Origin of the sequence: Verrucosispora sp. TAA-831, from assembly GCF_050780145.1 — a bacterium.
Lineage (GTDB): Bacteria > Actinomycetota > Actinomycetes > Mycobacteriales > Micromonosporaceae > Micromonospora.
In genome coordinates, this window is sequence record NZ_CP192240.1 from 6,004,865 (window position 1) to 6,024,846 (window position 19,982).

Sequence of the window (19,982 nt, forward strand, 5' to 3'; positions counted from 1 at the left end):
GGACGCCGGTCGCTACACGCCCGGCAGTTCGCCGTTGCGGAACAGGTCCACGAAGAGCTGGTGGTCCTGCCGGGCCCGCACCCCGTACGCGTGGGCGAAGTCGACCAGGTGCGCGACGAAGCCGGCGGGATCCGTGTCGACCGCCGCGACGATCGCCTCCTCGGTGGAGTAGTCGACCAGGTCGTGGCTGGACTCGTCGTCGGCGACCGAGTGCATCCGGGCGACCGCCCGACCGAGGTCGGCCAGCACCCCGGCCAGTTCCTCGGGCTCGTTGACGTCCGCCCAGTCCAGATCGGCGGCGTACGGGGAGACCTCGGCGACGAGTTGGCCCACCCCGTCCAGCTCGGTGAAGCCCACCCACGGGTCGGCGTGCGCCTGGAGGGCGCGCTGCGACTCGGCCGTACGGTGGCCCTGGTGGCGGAAGTAGCCACGGACGCGTTCGTCGTCGACATAGCGGGCGACCGCCGGGACCTGCGCCTGCTTCATGTAGATCAGGACGTCGTTCTCCAGCGCCTGGGTGTGCCCCTCCAGCAGGAGGTTGTACGACGGCAGCCCGGCCGACCCGATCCCCACGCCCTTACGCAGCACCACGTCCTTGATCTGCGCCGCCACCGGACGGGTCCGCGTGCCGGCGGGCAGCGTGTCCAGGTAGTCCTGGAAGGCGGCACAGACCCGCGCCCGAACGTCGTCGTCCACCTCGTACACGCCGTCGCGCAGCGAGAACCGCCGCTCGTACTGGTCGACGGTGGTCTGCTCACGCAGCAGGTCGACCCGGGTGTTGAGGCGGGCCTGCTGGAGCACCCGGCGCAGTACCCCGTCGGCGTTGTCCAGCGTGATCGACCCGATCGCGTCGTCACCACCGGCGGCGATGGCCCGCAGCTCGGTCAGGTAGTGCTCGGCGAACGTGGTGACCAGGTCGCTGATCACCCGGTCGGAGAGCGCCTTGGTGTAGCCGATCAGGGCCACGCTGGCGACGAAGCGCCGCAGGTCCCAGGTGAACGGCCCGACGTACGCCTCGTCGAAGTCGTTGACGTTGAAGACGAGCTGGCCGGAGCCGTTCATGTAGGTGCCGAAGTTCTCCGCGTGCAGGTCGCCGTGGATCCACACCCGGCTGGTCTGCTCGTCGAGGAAACGCTCGTCGGCGAAGTCGCCGCGCTGGTCGGCGTAGAAGAGGCTGGCACTGCCCCGGTAGAACGCGAACGGCGACGCGGCCATCTTGCGGAACTTGCGCCGGAAGGCGGCCGGGTCGAGCGCCATCAGGGTGCCGAACTCCTCGGTCAGCACCTTGACGATGAAGGCGGAGCGCGGCTCCGCTGAGTCGGTCATGACCGCACGCTAGCGTCCGCCCGCCACCGTGACGGTGACCGCGCCGAGCGGGGTGTCCCGCCCGCCGGGGATCGGTCGTCGCTGCGAGTCTCAGGAGGTCGGAGGGCGTACCGGCGGGGCGGTGAGGGAGGCCGCGTCGCGGGGCGGGGTGCTCCGGCCCGCCGGTGCGTCGGCCGCTCGGGCCTGGTCGGCGGACGGGGCGTCGGCCTGCGGCCCGCCGGTCGATGGCGCGTCGGTGGCCAGCGCGTCGGTGGGCGGGGCGAGCGCGTCGGGGCGGGGTACGCCGCCGATGCCGGACTGCTCGGCGGCGATCTTCTCCTGTAGGCGGAGGATGCCGTGCAGCAGCGCCTCCGGCCGGGGCGGGCAGCCGGGCACGTAGACGTCGACCGGGATGAGCTGGTCGACGCCCTTGGTCACCGAGTACGAGTCCCAGTACGGGCCGCCACAGTTGGAGCAGGCACCGAACGAGATGACGTACTTCGGCTCGGGCATCTGGTCGTAGAGCCGCTTGATCGCCGGGGCCATCTTGTCGGTTACCGTGCCGGAGACCACCATCAGGTCGGCCTGTCGGGGACCGTGTGCGAACGGGATCACGCCAAGGCGCATGAAGTCGTGCCGGGACATGCTGGTCGCGATGAACTCGATGGCGCAGCAGGCCAGCCCGAAGTTGAAGACCCAGAGCGAATACCGCCGGCCCCAGTTGAGCACGAACCGGATCGGCTCGCCGAGCACCGCCGGTAGCTGCACGTCCGCCCCCTTCCCGTCTCCGACAGTCAACCACAGCGCTCACTCGCCCTGGTTGTAAGGAAGGGCCCCCTGCTAACGCCTCGTGCATAGCAAGGGTCCCCTCCTTACAACAAGAAGGCGCTCAGAACGACGGGCGTTGCAGCAGGCTCACGAACTCCACCAGGAGCCGCTCCCGCAGCGCGGGTGGCGCGGCGTCCAGCAGGGTGTTCACCGCTGCCATCCGGTCCGGCAGCCCACCACCACCTCCGAGGCCCAGCCCGGCGGCGAGCCCGGCGACCAGGTCGGGGGTGAGCGCCTCCGGGGTGAGCGCCCCGGCGAGGGCGAGCAGTTCCGGCGGCAACACGACCGGCCCGGTCGCGCCGGCCGCCGCCACCGCCTCGGCCAGGTCGGCACCGAACTCCGCCGCCGTGGGCGCGACCGCCGCGGTCACCGTCAGGTGCACGCTGCGCGGCAGACCGGCGTACGTGAGCTGGGGCTGGGTGTGCCACCCTCGCGCGGCCAACTCGTCGACTAGGACGAACAGGTCGGGGCCGGACTCGGTGGCGGTGAAGCAGACCACGGTCGACTCCGGCTCGGCGACCAGCCGCAGCCCGTCGACGCCGCGTACCGCGTCGGCCAGCACCCGGACCGCCTCGCGGGTGCGGCGGGCCAGTTCCAGGTAGCCGTCGTCGCCGAGGTGCCGCAGGGTGGCGTACGCGGCGGCGATCGGGCCACCGGATCGGGTGGAGGAGATCACCGGGTTGACCATCGTGTACCCGGGCCAGTCGGCGTACGCGAAGTACTGCGGCGCGCGCAGCCCGGCATCACGGTGCAGCAGCACCGAGACGCCCTTCGGCGCGTACGCGTACTTGTGCAGGTCCACCGAGATCGAGGTGACCCCGGCGACGGCGAAGTCGAACGCGGGCACGTCGACGCCGAGACGGCGCAGGTACGGCAGGGTCCAGCCGCCGAAGCAGGCGTCCACGTGGCAGCGCACCCCGGCCGCGGCGGCCGTACCGGCGATCTGCGCCACCGGGTCGATCACGCCGTGCGCGTACGAGGGGGCGGAGCACGCCACCAGCACGGTCTCCGGCCCGATCGCGGCGGCCACGTCGGCGACCGAGGGCCGGAGCGTGGCCGGGTCGACCGGTACGGTGTCGAGCGCCACCCGCAGGTAGTGGGCGGCCTTGGCGAACGCGGCGTGCGCGCTGGTCGGCACCACGATCCGTGGTGCGGTGATCTCGGGGCGGGCGTCGCGGGCCGCCTTGACGGCCAGGATCAGCGACTCGGTGCCGCCGCTGGTGACACTGCCGACCACCTCCGGCGCGCTGGTGCCGGGTCCGCCGCCGAGCACCTGTGCCGCCGCGCCGACCAGCGCGTTCTCCATCGCCAGCAGCGACGGGAAGGCGGTCGGGTCGAGCCCGTTGACGTGCGCGCTCTCGGCGTACGCCGAGGCGGCCAACTCGTCCAGCCCGGCGACAGCCGCGTCGTACACGTACGCGAACAGCCGCCCGCCGTGCGTCGGCCGGTCCGACTCCCGCAGGACGCGAACCTCTGCCAGCACCTGTTCCGCCGGGACCCCGTGCGCCGGCAGCGCCGACCCGCTCTCGTCGATCATGGAGTAGTGGTGCCCTTTCCGTGGCTTTTAATGGCATTCGCCCTCACCACAACTCCATGATCGACGCCGGAGACGCGGGGAGCGTCGGGGGTGCCGGGGGTGCCGGGGACGTCGGGGGTGGTGGGGGCGTGGGAGGGGTGAAGGGTGGACAGGAGGGTGGGGGTCAGGTCGTAGGGGCGGAGCAGGAGGGTGGCCAGGCCGATCAGCAGGGCCGGGAGGACGGTGAAGCCGAGCAGGACGCCCAGGCGCGCGGTGTCCGACTGGACCGCTGCAGTGCCGGTGGTGGAGGAGACGTAGCCGGTGAGCGCGAGCACCAGACCGAAGATGCCCGGGCCGAGCGCCAGGCCGAAGGTCTCGCCCGCCGTCCACAGGCCGGTGAAGACGCCCGCCTGCCGCCGGCCGGTGCGCGCGGTGTCGTACGCGATGCAGTCCGGAAGCATGGCCAGCGCGAACACCTGCTGACCGGCGTACCCGACGCCGAGCGCCGCGACCAGCAGATAGACCACGACGGCGGGCAGCACCGGCGCGGCGACCAGCGCCAGTCCACCGGCGGACAGGATCAGCGACGCGGCCACCAGCGCGGCCAGCTTGCCCAGCCGGGCGCCCACCCGCGACCACAGCGGCATCACCACCAGCGCCGGGCCGACGAAGCAGAGGAACAGCAGCGTCGGGCCGGTCGTCGGGTCGCGCAGAATCTGGTCGGCGAAGTACTGCACCCCGGCGAGGATCGTGGCCACCCCGGCGGACTGCACCACGAAGCAGAGCAGCAACGCCCGGAACGGTCGGTTGCGACCGGCGACGGAGAGCTGGGCCCGCAGGCTCGGCTCGCTCTCCCCGACCGAGCCTTGCGGGGCCGACCGGGTGCCGAGGAACGCGCCGACGACACCCACCGCGATCAGCGCGGCCACGAACACGCCCATCCAGCGGTGCCCCGGCACGCCACCACCGGCGGCGTCGCGGACCAGCGGGGCCACCGCACCGGCGACCAGGATGGCCAGCGCCAGCACCGCGATCCGCCAGGTCATCATCCGGGTACGTTCGGCGTAGTCGTCGGTCAACTCGGCCGGCATCGCCACGTACGGCACCTGGAAGAAGGCGAACGCGGTGGCCGTGGCCAGGAAGGCGATCGCCACGTACGCCCCGGCGGCCGGTCCGGCGCCGAACGGCGCAGCGAAGATCGACCCGAACAGCACGGCCAGCGCCAACCCGCCGACGAGCAGGTACGGCCGACGGGCGCCCCACCGCGACCGGGTCCGGTCGGAGATCCGCCCGGCCACCGGGTTGACCAGCACGTCCCATGCCTTCGGCAGCAGCACCAGCAGGGCAGCCATCCCGGCGGCCACGCCGAGCGTGTCGGTGAGGTACGGCAACAGCAGCAGCCCCGGCACGGTGCCGAAGGCTCCCGTGGCCAGCGATCCGAGCGCGTACCCGGCGTGCACCTTGCGCGGCAGGCCGGCCGCCCCTGTTCCACCCGGCGACGCGTTCATGGTGCCGAATATTACTCACGTTATGGCGCGGGTCACATCCCCTCTCCGGGCTGCCACTGCGCCACCCGCATGTCGACCCGGCCCGCGCGCAGCGGCGTACCCTCGCTGCGCCACCGCGCCCGCGCCTCGGCGACGAGTCGGGGCGGCATCGTGCCGGTGGCGTTGACCACGCGGTGCCATCCGACGGCCCCACCGTGCCGAGCCATGATCGATCCGACCAGCCGGGCGGAGGCCCGTCCGGAGCGCTCGGCGAGCGCGTCGGCCACCCCGCCGTACGACATCACCCGGCCCGGCGGTATCCGGTCGACGAGCTCCAGCACCGCCTCGACGTACTCGTCTGGTGTCACAAGCGGCCAGACTATGGGAAGGCCGCCGGGCCACACCGCGCCGACCACGCAGAATAGGCGGGTGCGTGACACGGTGAGGGCGGCCCGGCGGGTCGTGGTCAAGATCGGTTCCTCCTCGTTGACCACCGCCACGGGCGGTCTGGACGACGGGCGGGTGGACGCGTTGGTCGACGCCCTCGGATCCCGGACGGCCGACGGACGTGAGGTCGTGCTGGTCTCCTCCGGCGCGATCGCCGCCGGCCTGGCCCCGCTCGGGCTCTCCCGGCGACCACGTGACCTGGCCACCCAGCAGGCCGCCGCGAGCGTCGGCCAGGGCCTGCTGATCGGGCGGTACGCCGCCGCCTTCGCCCGGCACGGCCGGACCGTCGGGCAGGTGCTGCTCACCGTCGACGACGTGACCCGCCGGGCGCACTACCGCAACGCGTACCGCACCCTGCGCAAGCTGTTGGACCTGCGGGCGGTGCCGATCGTCAACGAGAACGACACGGTCGCCACCGAGGAGATCCGTTTCGGCGACAACGACCGGCTGGCCGCGCTGGTGGCCGCGCTCGTCGACGCCGATCTGCTGGTGCTCCTCTCCGACGTCGACGCGCTCTGGACCGGCAACCCGGCGCGTCCCGGCGCCCGCCGGATCGCCGAGGTACGCGACGAGTCGGACCTCGCCGGAGTCGACATCGGCGGTGCCGGGCGGGCCGGTGTCGGAACCGGTGGCATGGTGACCAAGGTCGAGGCGGCCCGGATCGCCACCGGATTCGGCATCCCGGTGGTGCTGACCTCCGCACCGCAGGCGGTCGCGGCGCTGGCCGGTGAGCCGGTCGGCACGTTCTTCCACCCCAGCGTCAGCCGCCCGGCCGCGCGGCTGTTCTGGCTGGCGCACGCCACCGCACCCCGGGGACGGCTGCACCTCGACCCGGGCGCGGTCGCCGCGGTGGTGGGCCGCCGCAAGTCGCTGCTGCCGGCCGGGATCACCGCCGTGGACGGAGCCTTCACCGCCGGTGACCCGGTCGACCTGGTCGACACCTCCGGCGCACCGGTCGCCCGGGGACTGGTCAACTACGACGCGGTCGAACTGCCCGGCCTGCTCGGCCGGTCCACCTCGGACCTGGCCGCGGCGCTCGGTCCGGCGTACGAACGGGAGGTCGTCCACCGCGACGACCTGGTGCTGCTGTGAGCTATCGAAAGCAGGGGACCCCTCCTATACACGAGGCGTTAGCAGGGGGCCCTTCCTTACATCCAAGGAGCGTGGGTATGAGCGTGAGCGAGCAGGCCCGACGGGCGCGTACGGCGGCGGAGGCGCTGGCCGTGGCGACGCGTACGGCCAAGGACGCGGCGCTGCACGCGATGGCCGACGCGCTGGTGGCGCGTACGCCGGAGATCCTCACCGCGAACGAGGCGGACCTGGCGGCCGGACGGGAGGCCGGACTGAGCGCGGCCGTGCTGGACCGGCTCGCCCTCGACGAGTCCCGGGTGGCCGGCATCGCCGACGCGCTGCGCCAGATGGCCGGGCTGCCCGACCCGGTGGGTGAGGTGGTCCGTGGCTCGACCCTGCCCAACGGGTTGGAGTTGCGGCAGATCCGGGTGCCGTTCGGCGTGGTCGGGATCATCTACGAGGCCCGGCCGAACGTGACCGTGGACGCCGCCGGCATCTGCCTGAAGTCGGGCAACGCGGCGTTGCTGCGCGGTTCCTCGTCCGCCGCGCACTCGAACGCGGCGCTGGTGGCGGTGTTGCGCGACGCCATCGACGGTGCCGGGCTGCCCGCCGACACGGTGCAGTTGCTCGACGCCGCCTCGCGCGACTCGGTCAAGGAGCTGATGCGGGCCCGGGGGCTGGTGGACGTGCTGATCCCGCGCGGCGGCGCCTCGCTGATCCGCACCGTGGTCGAGGAGTCGACGGTGCCGGTGATCGAGACCGGGGTGGGCAACTGCCACGTCTACGTGGACGCCGCCGCCGACCCCGTCAAGGCCGTGTCGATCACGCTGAACGCGAAGACGCAGCGACTGTCCACCTGCAACACCGCTGAGTCGCTGCTGGTGCACCGGGACGTGGCGGACGCCGTACTGCCCCCGATGCTGGCGGCGTTCGCCGAGGCCGGGGTGACGGTGCACGGCGACGCCCGGACGGCGGCGTACTCCGACGCGGTCATCGCCGCGACCGACGAGGACTTCGCCACCGAGTACCTCTCGGCCGACATCGCGGTGGCCGTGGTCGACTCGCTCGACGCGGCGGTGGCACACATCCGCCGGTACGGCAGCGGCCACACCGAGGCGATCGTCACCGACTCGCAGTCGGCCGCCCGCGAGTTCGTGGCCCGGGTGGACTCGGCGGCCGTGATGGTCAACGCGTCGACCCGGTTCACCGACGGCGGCGAGTTCGGCTTCGGCGCCGAGATCGGCATCTCCACCCAGAAGCTGCACGCCCGTGGCCCGATGGGTCTGCCGGAGCTGACCAGCACCAAGTACGTGGTCACCGGGGACGGTCACCTGCGGAGCTGACGGCTGACGGCGGCCGGAGGTCAGGCCCGGCACGGCCGGCGGCACCAGTACGGCCAGCGCCCGGCCGGTTCAGCGGAAGGCGCGGATCACCGCCAGGGTGGCGTGTACGTCGAACTGGTGCCCGTCGTCGCTGCTCCAGCCGCCGTCGCTGCGTTGCGTCTCGGTGAGCCGGCGACGGGCCGCCACCATGGTCCACTCCTGTTCGTCGACCTCGACCCGGCGCAGGGTCGCGGCGAGCCAGGCGGCGTCGGCCGGGGACGCCTCGGGCATCCGCTCGGCGAGCACCGCCTTGATCCGCGCCGACTCGTAGAAGAGTTGCTGCCGGTGCAGGACCGCCGCGCTCAGCCAACCGGCGGCCAGGAAGGACGGCCAACTGCCGTCGGGGCGCAACTGCGCGGCGAGCGCCTGCCCGGCGGCGTGCACCACCCCGGCGTACGCGCCGCCGACCCGGTGGTCCAGCGGCCCGGCGGCCCGCGCGTCCAGGCCGGCGACGGTGAGCCAGAAGGCGGCGTTGGCGGTCAGGTAGAGCCGTGCCTCCGGGCTGCCCGGCCGGGCCCACTCCGGGGCGGTCTCGGCCAGCGTCGGGTCCTCCTCCCAGCAGCCGTCGCGCTGCTGACCGGCGGCGAGCCAGTCGAGGGCGCGACGGGCGGCCGGGCGACCCAGCGCACCGAGGTCGTCCAGCTCGGCCAGCCGGAAGCAGGTCGCGTCGACCGAGGCGACCGGATCGCCCCAGGAGGCGGGCCAACCCCCGCCGGGGGTCTGGCCGACCTCGGCACTGTCCAGGGTCTCCGGTGGCGGCGGCGCGCCGGTGCGCAGCCAGGAGAGGCGGGCACGTTCGACCGTGTCCCCGTGTGCCACCACGAACCCGATCGCGGCGTCGATGTCGACCACGGCGGTCACGCTACCGGCGGGAACATGATCCCGCCTCGGTACAACGGGCAGGTGGGACCGGCCGTCAGCGGGTGGTGTGAGAGGCCGCCGGCCGGGTGTCGGCAGGGGTCCCCTGCTATGCCTGAGGCGATAGCAGGGGACCCCTCCTTACGTCAGTACGCGGGCAGCGAGGGATCGATCTGCTTGATCCAGGAGAGCACACCGCCCTGGACGTGCACGGCGTCCCGGAACCCGGCCGCCTTCACGGCGGCGAGCGCCTCGGCGGAGCGGACCCCGGACTTGCAGTGCAGCACGATCTGCCGGTCCTGCGGGAGCTTGGACAGCGCCTCGCCGGAGAGGAACTCCCCCTTCGGGATCAGCGTCGCGCCGGGGATGCGGACGATCTCGTACTCGGCCGGCTCGCGCACGTCGACCAGGAAGATGTCCTTGCCGGCGTCCTGCCACTCCTTGAGCTCGGCGGCGGTGATCGTCGCGTCGACGGTCGCCTCCTGCGCCTCCTCGGAGACCGCGCCGCAGAAGTCCTCGTAGTCCTCCATCAGGTCGGTCAGGGTGGCGTTCTCGCCGCAGAGCACGCAGTTCGGGTCCTTGCGGACCTTGATCTTGCGGTAGCTCATCTCCAGGGCGTCGTAGACCATCAGCCGGCCGACCAGCGGCTCACCGATGCCGGCGAGCAGCTTGATCGCCTCGTTGACCTGGATCGAGCCGATCGAGGCGCAGAGCACGCCGAGCACGCCGCCCTCGGCGCAGGAGGGGACCATGCCGGGCGGCGGGGGCTCCGGGTAGAGGCAGCGGTAGCAGGGGCCGTGCTCGGCCCAGAACACCGACGCCTGGCCGTCGAACCGGTAGATCGACCCCCAGACGTACGGCTTGCCGAGCAGCACCGCCGCGTCGTTGACCATGTACCGGGTGGCGAAGTTGTCGGTCCCGTCCACGATCAGGTCGTACTGGGCGAAGATGTCCCGGACGTTGTCCCGGTCCAGCGCGGTGTTGTGGATCTCGACGTTGACCAGCGGGTTGATCTCGCGGATGCTCGCCGCGGCGGACTCGGCCTTGGACCGGCCGATGTCGGAGACCCCGTGGATGATCTGCCGTTGCAGGTTCGACTCGTCGACGGTGTCGAAATCGATGATGCCGAGCGTGCCGACACCGGCGGCGGCCAGGTACATCAGCGCGGGCGAGCCGAGGCCACCGGCGCCCACACAGAGCACCCGGGCGTTCTTCAGCCGCTTCTGCCCGGTGACTCCCACGTCGGGGATGATCAGGTGACGGGAGTAGCGGCGGATCTCGTCAACGGTCAGCTCGGCGGCAGGCTCGACGAGCGGGGGCAACGACACGGTGGACTCCCCGGGGATCGATGTGGCGGTCAACCGAGCCATTGTTGCTCGCCGGCCCGCCCGCCGACCATGAGCAGCGACACGTCGCCCGGCATGCGGGAGCGGGAATATCCCGCCTCGGGTGACGGCCGCGGTCAGGTCACCGGGTCGCCGACGTACCGCACACCCTCCAGGTACGGCCAGGCGTACGCCAGACAGCCGTCCAGGCCGTACGTCTGCTGCTGCATCACGGGTGCCGGTCGGCCCGCGCCGGGGCACGTCTGGTGCCCCTCCCCGAACTCGTGGCCCACCTCGTGGTTGATCACGTAGGCCCGGTACACCGCCAGCGGCGCCCCGTAGTCGGGTACCGCCTCCGACCAACGCGCCAGGTTGATGATCACCTTGCCGGGCAGCCGGCACGAGGTGTAGCCCTCGGTGCTCAACCCACCGGCCGCGCACATCGCCTCGGAGGTGTCCGGGGTGGCCAGGTAGACGGTGAAGTCGGTGTACTCCGGGTCGTCGATCCGGCGCACCCGCAGCTCACCCGAGCCGATCCAGCTCCGCGGATCGCCGAGCACCGCGTCGACCTCGGCGGCGAAGGCGTCCGGGTCCTGGCCGGTGCCCTGCTCGACGGCCACCCGGTAGTGCACGACCGGGCCGTCCAGACCACGCACCGGGGACTCCCCGGTGGCCGCCGCGAAACTGCCCGCGCCCGCCGTCGGGTACGCCGGTCCCGGTGAGGTCGCCGCCTCGTACGCCCGTCCGGCCGGTGCCGCGCCGGTGGAGCGCTCCTCGGCCGGTGCGATCCGCAGCACGACGGTGGCCGCCAGGGCCAGCGCCACGGAGAGGGTCACGACCAGTCGACGGCGACGGCGACGTGCCGCCGGCCGGTGCCCCGGCAGCGGACCCTCCGGCCGGGGGTCCGGCGGACGGTCCGGCAGGCCGGAGCGGCCGTTCAGGGGCGAAGACGGCATGACATCATGGTCGCACCCTAATCGGGCATATCAGAGCATTACCGTACGGTCGGTTCGCCTCTACAGCGGCGGACCGGCGTACCGCTTCCCGTCCAGGTAGGGCCACGGATTGGCCACGCACCCCTTGAGGAAGAGCGTCTGCTGCATCATCACCGGGGCCGGTTCACCCCGCCCCGGACAGCGCTCGTGCCGATGACCCAACTCGTGCCCGACCTCGTGGTTGAGCACGTACGTGCGGTAGACCGAGAGCGGCACCTCGGCCTCGACGTAGTGCGGCACCGACTGCCGCCACCGGTCCAGGTTGATGATCACCTTCCCGGGGGCACGGCACGAGGTGTACGGGCGGCCACCGACCCGGATGTCGACCCCACCGGCGGCACACATCCGTCCCGCCGTGGTGGCCGTCGCCAGGTAGACGGTGAAGTCGTAGCGGGACGCGGGCGCCACCTGCCGCAACCGCAGCCGCCCGCTGTCCACCCAGCTCCCCGGACCGGCCAGCGCCGCACGGACCGCCAGGCCGAACTCGCCCGGGTCCACGCCCGCGCCGGACTCCACCGCCACCCGGTACCGCCGGGCGGCACCGGCGGTACCCAGCACCGGCCCGGTCCGGTCGTCGTCGACGAAGCGGCCCGGCCCGGCCGACGGCACCGGCCCGGACTCCTGCAACACCGGCTCAGGCGAAGAAACGGCCGACGGCGACACCGGTGCCGACTCGGGCAAGGGAACGGCCGACGGCGACACCGAGGGCGGCACCACCGGCGGGGAGGTCACCGCCGCCACCTCCTCGGCGGAGCCGGCCGAGGGCCGGTTCATACCGCTCACCAGCGCCGCACCGGCACCGATCGCCACCACCAGCACGGCCGACCGGCGCACCACGGCGCGGATCGACGTGGTGGCCGCGACGGGCTCCGGTGACCGGCTGTGCCGACCGGTGGGGCGCGACCGTCGACGACCACCAGGACTGCGCATTCGCGTCATCCTGCCAGGTCAGGGCTCCCGGGCGCAGTCCGTCGACTCGGTCAGAAGCCCGACTACGGCCCGCGCCACCACGCGCGGCACCTCCAACTGTGCGACGTGACCGACACCGTCGAGCATCAGCAACCGGCTGTCCGGGATCATCCGCGCGGTCTGCGGTGCCACACGTACGTCGACCAGCCGGTCCTGCCGACCGCCCACGACCAGCGTGCGGGCCCGCACCGACCGGGCCATCGCCCACAACGACCCCGACCCCGGCAGGTACGACCGCAGGAAGCTGGAGACGATCCCCCGGAACGTCCGCACGTACGCGGCGGCGTAGTGGGTCGCCTCGTACCGCACCCGGATCTCCTCCACCGCCTCCTGCCTGCGCTGTTCGGAGATCCGGCTGAGATCGGCCACGCACGCCTCCATCGTCTGCTGCGCCATCACCTCCGGCGCGAACTGGGCCAGCCGCCAGGCGGCCAGCCGCTCGGCGCGGGGGATCGCCAGCAGCGGCAGCATCCGGCCCTGCAACGAGCGGCGGAAGTCGAGGAACGGCAGGGCCGGCGACACCAGGGTCAGCGTCCGCACCAGATCCGGCCGCAGCGCGGCCACCCGGACCGAGATCGCCCCGCCCAGCGAGTTGCCGAACAGGTGCACCGGGCCCCGGTCGGAGTGCTCGATCCAGCGGATCACCCGGTCCGCGAAGGCGGGCACGGTGTAGCGCAGACCCGGCTCGCTGCGCCCGAACCCCGGCAGGTCGATCGCCTGGCCGTCGAGGCGGTCGGCGAGCAGGCCGGCCAGGTCGGTCCAGTTCTGCGCGGACCCGCCCAGGCCGTGCACGTAGAGCGCCGGCTCCGCGTCCGGGCCGGTGGCCGGTGTCTCCCGGACGTAGGTCACCGTGCCGTCCAGCCGTACCTGCCGTCCCGGCCAGGGCGGCGGCATGGAGGGGGCGGGCAACAACCGATCGGGCCAGAGGGTGGCAGGCTTCACCACTCCAGTCTGCCCCGAACGGATCAGGCCAGCAGAGCCTCCAGCCGCCGGTTGACCGCGGCCAGGCTGGCGCGGACCACCGCCTGCCGGGGATCACCGGCCACCAGCGCCGACCCGGCCAACTGCTCGACCCATCCGTCGCAGACCAGCAACACCACGACGGTGGCCACCTCGCAGTTGCCGAACGGCACCACCGCGGCGTGCTCCACGAAACAGCGTCCCCGCTCGGCGGTGGGGTCGGCACTGCGCAGCAGCTCGTCGATGGCCGCCGCGGCGGCCACCGCGCAGAGCCGCAGCACGTACCCGTCGACGGCCGGGCCGGTGGCGTACCCGGCGGCGCTCTGGTCCCCGGCGAGCAGGCGTACCTCGACGGTCGCGTCGAGACCGAACGTGCTGACCTGGACGTGGTCGAGCACCACGCGGGGACCGGGTACCCCACCGGTGTCCAGCGGTCGGGACGGCGCGGACTCGGTGGTGGTGAGCTGCCCGCCCGAGTAGGAGGCACCGAGCGTCGCCGGGCTACCGGTCGGGCCGGGCTCCTCGACGACGGCCCGTCCCCTCGGCGGGGCGGGCGTCGGGCGTCGACGGCGGGCGGGCTCCGGCTCGACGCGGGCCGGTGGCGTCTCCGTCCGGGCTGTCGCCGGGCGGGCCGGTGGGGCCTCCGTCCGGGCTCCGGCCGGACGGATCACCGGGCGTCGGGGCTCGGCGGACGGACGCGACTCGCCGCCGTCGCGGGGCTCGGTGGACCGACGGCGCACCGGCGCGGTCGGTGGAGCCGGCGCCCCGCTCGGCGCGGCGGCCAGCCCCATCCGTTCCTGGAGCAGGCGGGCGACGTGCCGGCTCACCTCCGCCGGGTCGGCACCGTCGGACAGGTCCAGACGCAGGCTGTGGGCACCGGCCGGGGTACGTCGCAGGGCCGCGTCGCGTACTCCCTCCACGCCCCGCACCGCGTCGAGGATCGCGTTGACGTCGAAGCCCTCGGGCCGCTCGCGCAGTGGTGCCGGTTCGTCGTCGCGACGCAGATGGGTGGCGATCCTGGCGAGTTCCGGGGTTTCGGCGGGTGGGTCCACGGCTGGCGGCTCCGGCACGACGGGCACGTCCGGCTCGGCGGGGACGCGCTGCGGCAACACCGCCGAGGTGCGCTCCGGCGACCGGTCGCCGGGTGTTTCGGGCTCGGCCGCGGATCGGCGGGCCGCGTAGGGGGCAGCGCTCGTCGGGACGGGCGCGGACGGGGTGCGTTCACGGTGCGTGGGCACGTCCGACGCCCGCGCGCCGGTCGTCGGCTCGGTCGGGGCCGGGGTGGCGGGCGGACAGGGCGAGGCGGGCGACGGAGCGGTCGGCCCCGGATCGCTGGGCACCGGTCGGAGCCGGAACGGCCGGTAGGCCGGGCCGCCGCCGGAGGCGCTCGTGGCCTCGGTGGCCGGCGGCTTCGGCGGCTCGGGCGGAGTCGTCTCGCGAGGTCCGGCCGGTGTGGCGGCCGGTGGCGCGCTGGCCGGGCCGAGCGCCCAGGGCAGTCGGTCGTCGGCGGGCGGCGGCCCGCCGACACGCGCCCCCCACGGCAGGCCCTCGTCGGTACGCGCCCCCCAGGGCAGGCCCTCCTCGGTGCGCGCCCCCCACGGCAGGCTCTCGTCGGCCGGTGCGGCGCTCACCGGACGGGCTCGCCGGGAGGCGTGCTCGTCGGCGGGCACACCGCTGACCGGCGAGGCCGACCAGGCAGGCCGCTCGTCGGCGGGCGCACCGCTGACCGGTGACGTCGACCAGGCAGGCCGCTCGTCGGCCGCCCACGAGGGCCGGTCCCGCGTCGGCGGTACGGCAGTCGGGCCGGGTTCCCGGGCCGGTCGCTCGTCGACCGGTGGCGCGCTGGTCGGCGCGGCGGCCCATGAGGGCCGACCGGTGGACTCCGGCGGTTCGGCCGGGGTACGCGGCCCGCTGGCCTCCGGCCGGGTCGGCTCGTACGGCCGGGGGCGCTCGACCGGTACCGGCTGGTAGGGGCGGGTCGGCTCGACCCGGACCGGCTCGTACGGCCGACTCGGTTCGCTGGACCAGCTCTGCCCCGAGGTCTCCCGCCCGCGTCGGTCGCTCTCGTCCTCGCCGCGTGCCCAGGACGGCGCCCAGTCGCTCGGTGGGCCGGACCGGGCCCAGCTCGGACGCTCGTCATCGGCCGGATCGGCGTCCGCCGCCCAGCCGCCGCGCCGGCCGGTGCCCGGCGGTGGCCAACCGACCTGGTCGTCGTCGTATCCGTGGCCGCCGGACGGCCCGGGGGCGTCGGTGGGGTGGGACGGACCGGCCGACTCGGTCGGATACGGCTCGTCCCAGCCGTGCGACCGGCCCCCGGCGGACGGGTCGTCCCCGGCCCGCTCGGCGGCGGGCGCGTGCAGGCCGGGCGGCATCTCGAAACCGGAGGCGGCGGTGCCGACGGGCGGCACCTGGACGGCCGGCGGCGCCGAGGTGGGCAGGCCGGAGGTCGAGGTCACCGGTTGCTCACCGGCGGGGGTGGGACGCGGTGCCGGCACCACCAGCCGGTCGTGGCCGACGTCACGGCCGCTCTCACGTAGGCCGGGTGGGGCGCTGACCGGGGTGTACCGACCGGCCGGCGACTCGTCCTCGGGGTGCACGCCGTTGACGTGGTGTCCGTTCGTGCGCGTCGCGCGTTCCGGCTCGGGCTGGTCACCGGCGGGAGCCGGCAGGTCGGCGTAGCGTGGTGAGGCGGTCGCCCAACCGGAGGGCGGCTCGGGGCGACGGCGGGTCGCGTCGAGGTCGCGGGGACCTTCCGCCCCCCACGACCAGTCGGCCGCCGACGGTGCCCACCCGTTGCCGGAACGGGCCAGGTCATCCCGCTGACCCGTCCCGTCGCCGTGCTCTCCCGGGGTGGCGGCACCGGGTTGCCCTGCTTCACTCACCGCGCGCTCCTTGGTCGCCCCCGCTGAGGCTACCGTGTGGCGACAGTGGCGATAAGTTACAGCGGCGGGCCAATTCCGCACGGGGCCATGGCGGCCTTGGGCGGTTCGGGCGAAATGCGGCCCGTCTACAGACTCGGAGGTTCCCATGACCGCTGTGGGGAACGGCGCCCAGACCACCGGCAGGCCGACCCGCCTGCCCCGTTCGGCACGCCGCAAGCAGCTACTCGCCGCTGCTCAGGAGGTATTCGTCGCGCAGGGCTACCACGCCGCGGCCATGGACGACATCGCCGAGCGGGCCGGGGTCTCCAAGCCCGTGTTGTACCAGCACTTCCCCGGCAAGATGGAGCTGTACCTCGCCCTGCTCGACACGCACTGTGACGCAATCGTCGCCAAGGTGCACGACGCGATGGCGAGCACCGCCGACAACAAGGAGCGGGTCAGCGCGTCGGTACGGGCGTACTTCGACTTCGTGGACCACGAGAGCGAGGCGTTCCGCCTGGTCTTCGAGTCGGACCTGCGCAACGACCCGGCCGTGCGCCAGCGCGTGGAGCGGGTCGAGCAGGGCTGCATCGCGGCGATCACCGACACCATCATCTCGGACACCGGGGTCAGTCGGGCGCACGCGGAACTGCTCGCCTCCGGCCTGGTCGGGGCCGCCGAGACCGCGGCACAGTTCTGGCTGGCCCGCGGGCGGCAGGTACCCAAGGCCGAGGCGGAGGCGTTGGTCGCCGCGCTGTCCTGGCGGGGCATCGCCAGCTTCCCGCTGCAAGGTGAGTCAGCCTGAACTCGCACCTTGTGATCGGATAGCCTTCGCACGGCGACCATTTCGCCCGACGGAGGAGGCACAGTGGAGGTCAAGATCGGGGTGCAGTACGCACCGCGCGAGCTGGTCCTGGAGAGCGCGCAGTCGCCGGCCGAGATCGAGCAGATCGTGACCGACGCGATGGCCAGGAACGAGGGCGGCACGCTCTCCCTGACCGACGAGAAGGGCCGGCGGGTCATCGTGCCGGTCAGCAAGGTCGCTTACGTCGAGATCGCCGAGGCGTCCCCTCGGGCGGTGGGCTTCACCGTCCGCTGACGATCAGTTGTTGAGGCCGGCGGCGGCCATCCGCGCGGTGTGCGCGGCGGTCAGCCGCCGGAACAATCCGGGCACGTCCGTCCGCCCGTCCGCGACGATCAGGGCGGTGAACGCCCCCTGGTCGGCGGCGACCACCCGGCCCGCCTGGGACAACGCCTCACCGACCAGCCGCCGGGCCCACATCGACAGCCGTCCCGCGACCTTCGGATCCGCCGCGAGGGCGTGCCGGATCTCGGCGGCGGCGAACTCCGCGTACCGCGACTCGTGCAGCACGTCCAGGACCAGTTGCCGGTCCGGCTCCCGCAGCGCCTCGGCGATCTCGCGGAGGAAGTCGTCGGTGATCCCGTCCCCCACGTACGCCTTGGTGACCGCCTCGGCCCAGTCCCGGGGCTCGGTGGAGTCGTGGTATCCCTGCAACGGTTCGACGTAGGCCGCCATCGCCTCCTCGACCGGTACGCCGAGCACCGCCAGCCGGTCGGCCAGCCGCCGGTAGTTGGTGATCTCGGCGGCGGCCATCTCGCCCAACGCGGCACGACGGCGCAGATCCGGGGCGAACCGGGCATCGGCCGCCAGACGTTCGAAGGCGAGCAGTTCACCGAGGGCCACCAGACCGAGCAGATCGGCGACGGCGTGGTCGGGCGCGGCGGGGGCGGACACCCGCGCAGGCTACCGCTCACCGTTCCGCCCCGGAGTGCCCGACGAGGCACCGTGGCGCGCGTCGACCACCCACAGCCATCCGCATGTGTGATACGGCTCACACATCGGCTCTCCCGGCGGCTCTTGCCGGATTGGAATCGGGACGGCTTCACCGCCGTTCAGGTAACATGGACTAGTTGCCGTAGGCGCCGATCCCGACCGGATTCAGATCCAACCCGGTCGAAGTCCGACCCACGGCGCGCGTGCGGCCCGGTCCGCTCGGCACTTCTGCCGCCGACCGTGTGGCCCGCGCCAAAACCGAACGCGCCCTGAGGACATGACGGGGCGCACCCACGAGAGGGCACCCCCAAATCCACATGAGTGAGCCGATTCAAGACCTCACAGACGGCCAGGAACTGGCCCCGACCGCCCCGGTCCGACCGGAGGCACCGACCTTCGCCGAGCTGGGCGCACGCGCCGAGACGGTGGACGCGCTGGCCGCGGCCGGCATCACCCGCGCCTTCGCCATCCAGGAGTACGCGCTGCCGATCGCGCTGCGCGGCGCCGACCTGATCGGGCAGGCCCCGACCGGCACCGGCAAGACCCTCGGCTTCGGCGTCCCGCTGCTGGAGCGGGTCTTCGCACCGAACGAGGGCAGCGACGGCGTGCCGCAGGCACTCGTCGTCGTACCCACCCGTGAACTGGGCATCCAGGTAGCCAAGGACATCGCCGCCGCCGGCCGCACCCGGGGCGTCCGGGTGCTTCCGATCTACGGCGGCGTCGCGTACGAGCCGCAGGTCGACGCGCTGCGCAAGGGCGTGGAGATCCTCGTCGGCACGCCCGGCCGCCTGCTCGACCTGGCCAAGCAGAAGCACCTGCGCCTGCACGGCGTACGCGCGCTGGTGCTGGACGAGGCCGACCGGATGCTCGACCTGGGCTTCCTCGACGACGTCGAGCGGATCCTGGCGATGCTCCCGGAGGACCGGCAGACCATGCTGTTCTCCGCCACCATGCCGGACCCGATCGTGACGCTGTCCCGCCGGTTCCTGCGGCACCCGATCACGATCCACGCCGGGCACACCGCCGAGACCGGTCCGTCCCCGCAGACCGAGCAGTTGGTCTACCGCACCCACTCGATGAACAAGATCGAGATCGTCGCCCGGATCCTCCAGGCCGAGAGCCGTGGCCTCACGATGATCTTCACGCGGACGAAGCGGGCCGCCGACCGGGTCGCCGAGGACCTGGACTTCCGTGGCTTCGCGGTCGCGGCCGTGCACGGCGACCTCGGGCAGGGCGCCCGTGAGCGGGCCCTGCGGGCGTTCCGCGCCGGCAAGATCGACACTCTGGTCGCCACCGACGTCGCGGCCCGGGGCATCGACGTCAGCGGCGTGACGCACGTGATCAACTACGACTGCCCCGAGGACCAGGACACCTACACGCACCGCATCGGCCGGACCGGCCGGGCCGGAGCGACCGGTGTGGCGGTCACGTTCGTCGACTGGGACGACATGCCCCGCTGGCGGATCATCGACAAGACGCTCGGGCTGGACATGCCCGAGCCGCAGGAGACGTACCACACCTCCCCGCACCTCTACACCGACCTGCACATCTCGACCGAGGTGACCGGCACCCTGCCGACCGCCGAGCGGACCCGCGCCGGGTTGGCCGCCGAGGTCGAGGAGGACCTGGGTGGCGGTCGCTCCCGCCGGGGCGGCGAGCCGCGCGGCGCCGGACGGCGCCAGGGTCGCGGTCGCGGCGAAGGCGGTGGACGCGGTGAGGGCCGAGGTCGCGGCGAGGGCCGTGGCCGCGCCGAGAGCGGTCGTGGGCAGGGCGACGACGCCGGACCGGAGTCCGCCGAGTCCAGCGCGGAGCTGTCCGACGAGGCCGGCGAGGGCACCCGCACGCCGCGCCGCCGTCGGCGCCGTCGGGCCGGCGAGGTCATCGCCGGTGTCGACTCGACCAACCCGGCCGAGACGGGCACCCCCGCCGAGGCCGCCACCGGCACCGAGGGCAGCGCCGAGGCGTCCCGCCCGCGCCGCCGACGCCGCCGCCGGGCCACCGCCTCCGCCAGCGGTGGACCGGCCGAGGCGAGCACCGACTGATCCCGTTCCGCCCGTCGGGCGGAGCACAGCGAGACACGCAACGACATCGCGCCGACGACCTGCCCGGTCGTCGGCGCGCTGCGTCAGCACCCGCCGCCCCGCACGCACAGCGCCACCGCCCGCCCGGAACGCCCAGCATCG

General features: G+C 73.5%; 17 protein-coding genes. 5 read left to right on the plus strand and 12 right to left on the minus strand.

Annotation, left to right across the window (positions count from 1 at the left end):
- Positions 1-12 precede the first annotated feature (12 nt).
- The 5 genes from ACQVFL_RS26730 to ACQVFL_RS26750 form a co-directional block, all read right to left on the minus strand.
- Positions 13-1,326, minus strand: a complete 1,314-nt coding sequence (locus ACQVFL_RS26730; RefSeq protein ID WP_396690173.1) for a DUF2252 domain-containing protein — start codon at positions 1,324-1,326, stop codon at positions 13-15.
- Positions 1,327-1,416: 90 nt separating this feature from the next.
- The gene (locus tag ACQVFL_RS26735) at positions 1,417-2,073 is read right to left on the minus strand and encodes an NADH-quinone oxidoreductase subunit B (protein ID WP_431727832.1); all 657 of its coding nucleotides are present in this window, start codon (positions 2,071-2,073) and stop codon (positions 1,417-1,419) included.
- 121 nt (positions 2,074-2,194) lie between these two features.
- The gene (locus ACQVFL_RS26740) at positions 2,195-3,670 is read right to left on the minus strand and encodes a pyridoxal phosphate-dependent decarboxylase family protein (protein WP_431727833.1); all 1,476 of its coding nucleotides are present in this window, start codon (positions 3,668-3,670) and stop codon (positions 2,195-2,197) included.
- Positions 3,667-5,157, minus strand: a complete 1,491-nt coding sequence (locus tag ACQVFL_RS26745) for an MFS transporter (protein ID WP_431727834.1) — start codon at positions 5,155-5,157, stop codon at positions 3,667-3,669. Before ACQVFL_RS26745 ends, ACQVFL_RS26740 begins: the two co-directional genes overlap by 4 nt.
- A gap of 32 nt (positions 5,158-5,189) precedes the next feature.
- Positions 5,190-5,504 (minus strand): MGMT family protein, encoded by a 315-nt coding sequence (locus tag ACQVFL_RS26750; RefSeq protein ID WP_396690165.1) that lies wholly within the window; start codon positions 5,502-5,504, stop codon positions 5,190-5,192.
- A gap of 13 nt (positions 5,505-5,517) precedes the next feature.
- Here ACQVFL_RS26750 and proB point away from each other — a divergent pair, with 13 nt between their 5' ends.
- Complete coding sequence (gene proB, locus ACQVFL_RS26755) at positions 5,518-6,675, plus strand: glutamate 5-kinase (RefSeq protein WP_396690163.1); 1,158 nt, start codon at positions 5,518-5,520, stop codon at positions 6,673-6,675.
- A 77-nt stretch (positions 6,676-6,752) separates the two neighbouring features.
- On the plus strand, positions 6,753-7,997 hold the full coding sequence (locus ACQVFL_RS26760) for a glutamate-5-semialdehyde dehydrogenase (RefSeq protein WP_396690161.1): 1,245 nt from the start codon (positions 6,753-6,755) through the stop codon (positions 7,995-7,997).
- Positions 7,998-8,066: 69 nt separating this feature from the next.
- On the opposite strand, the gene ACQVFL_RS26765 is transcribed toward ACQVFL_RS26760, so the two are convergent.
- From ACQVFL_RS26765 to ACQVFL_RS26790, 6 genes are all read right to left on the minus strand, one after another.
- Positions 8,067-8,939: a prenyltransferase/squalene oxidase repeat-containing protein gene (locus tag ACQVFL_RS26765; protein ID WP_431729898.1), complete on the minus strand. Its 873-nt coding sequence runs from the start codon at positions 8,937-8,939 to the stop codon at positions 8,067-8,069.
- Between the two features lie 101 nt (positions 8,940-9,040).
- The gene (moeZ, locus tag ACQVFL_RS26770) at positions 9,041-10,264 is read right to left on the minus strand and encodes an adenylyltransferase/sulfurtransferase MoeZ (RefSeq protein WP_396690159.1); all 1,224 of its coding nucleotides are present in this window, start codon (positions 10,262-10,264) and stop codon (positions 9,041-9,043) included.
- 92 nt (positions 10,265-10,356) lie between these two features.
- Positions 10,357-11,175 carry a DUF3152 domain-containing protein gene (locus ACQVFL_RS26775; RefSeq protein ID WP_431727835.1) on the minus strand — a complete coding sequence of 273 codons (819 nt, stop codon included), beginning with the start codon at positions 11,173-11,175 and terminating at the stop codon, positions 10,357-10,359.
- A 60-nt stretch (positions 11,176-11,235) separates the two neighbouring features.
- Positions 11,236-12,144 (minus strand): DUF3152 domain-containing protein, encoded by a 909-nt coding sequence (locus tag ACQVFL_RS26780; protein ID WP_396690157.1) that lies wholly within the window; start codon positions 12,142-12,144, stop codon positions 11,236-11,238.
- 18 nt (positions 12,145-12,162) lie between these two features.
- A complete protein-coding gene (locus ACQVFL_RS26785) occupies positions 12,163-13,125 on the minus strand; it encodes an alpha/beta fold hydrolase (RefSeq protein ID WP_396690156.1) in 963 nt (320 codons plus the stop codon).
- 23 nt (positions 13,126-13,148) lie between these two features.
- Positions 13,149-16,025: a hypothetical protein gene (locus tag ACQVFL_RS26790; RefSeq protein ID WP_431727836.1), complete on the minus strand. Its 2,877-nt coding sequence runs from the start codon at positions 16,023-16,025 to the stop codon at positions 13,149-13,151.
- Positions 16,026-16,170: 145 nt separating this feature from the next.
- On the opposite strand from ACQVFL_RS26790, the gene ACQVFL_RS26795 reads away from it, so the two are divergent.
- On the plus strand, positions 16,171-16,809 hold the full coding sequence (locus tag ACQVFL_RS26795) for a TetR/AcrR family transcriptional regulator (protein ID WP_350692955.1): 639 nt from the start codon (positions 16,171-16,173) through the stop codon (positions 16,807-16,809).
- Positions 16,810-16,872: 63 nt separating this feature from the next.
- Positions 16,873-17,103 (plus strand): DUF3107 domain-containing protein, encoded by a 231-nt coding sequence (locus ACQVFL_RS26800; RefSeq protein WP_131056703.1) that lies wholly within the window; start codon positions 16,873-16,875, stop codon positions 17,101-17,103.
- 3 nt (positions 17,104-17,106) lie between these two features.
- On the opposite strand, the gene ACQVFL_RS26805 is transcribed toward ACQVFL_RS26800, so the two are convergent.
- Positions 17,107-17,760, minus strand: coding sequence for a ferritin-like fold-containing protein (locus tag ACQVFL_RS26805; protein ID WP_396690152.1), 654 nt, complete (start codon positions 17,758-17,760; stop codon positions 17,107-17,109).
- A 356-nt stretch (positions 17,761-18,116) separates the two neighbouring features.
- Here ACQVFL_RS26805 and ACQVFL_RS26810 point away from each other — a divergent pair, with 356 nt between their 5' ends.
- A complete protein-coding gene (locus tag ACQVFL_RS26810; protein WP_431727837.1) occupies positions 18,117-19,841 on the plus strand; it encodes a DEAD/DEAH box helicase in 1,725 nt (574 codons plus the stop codon).
- Positions 19,842-19,982: the final 141 nt, after the last annotated feature.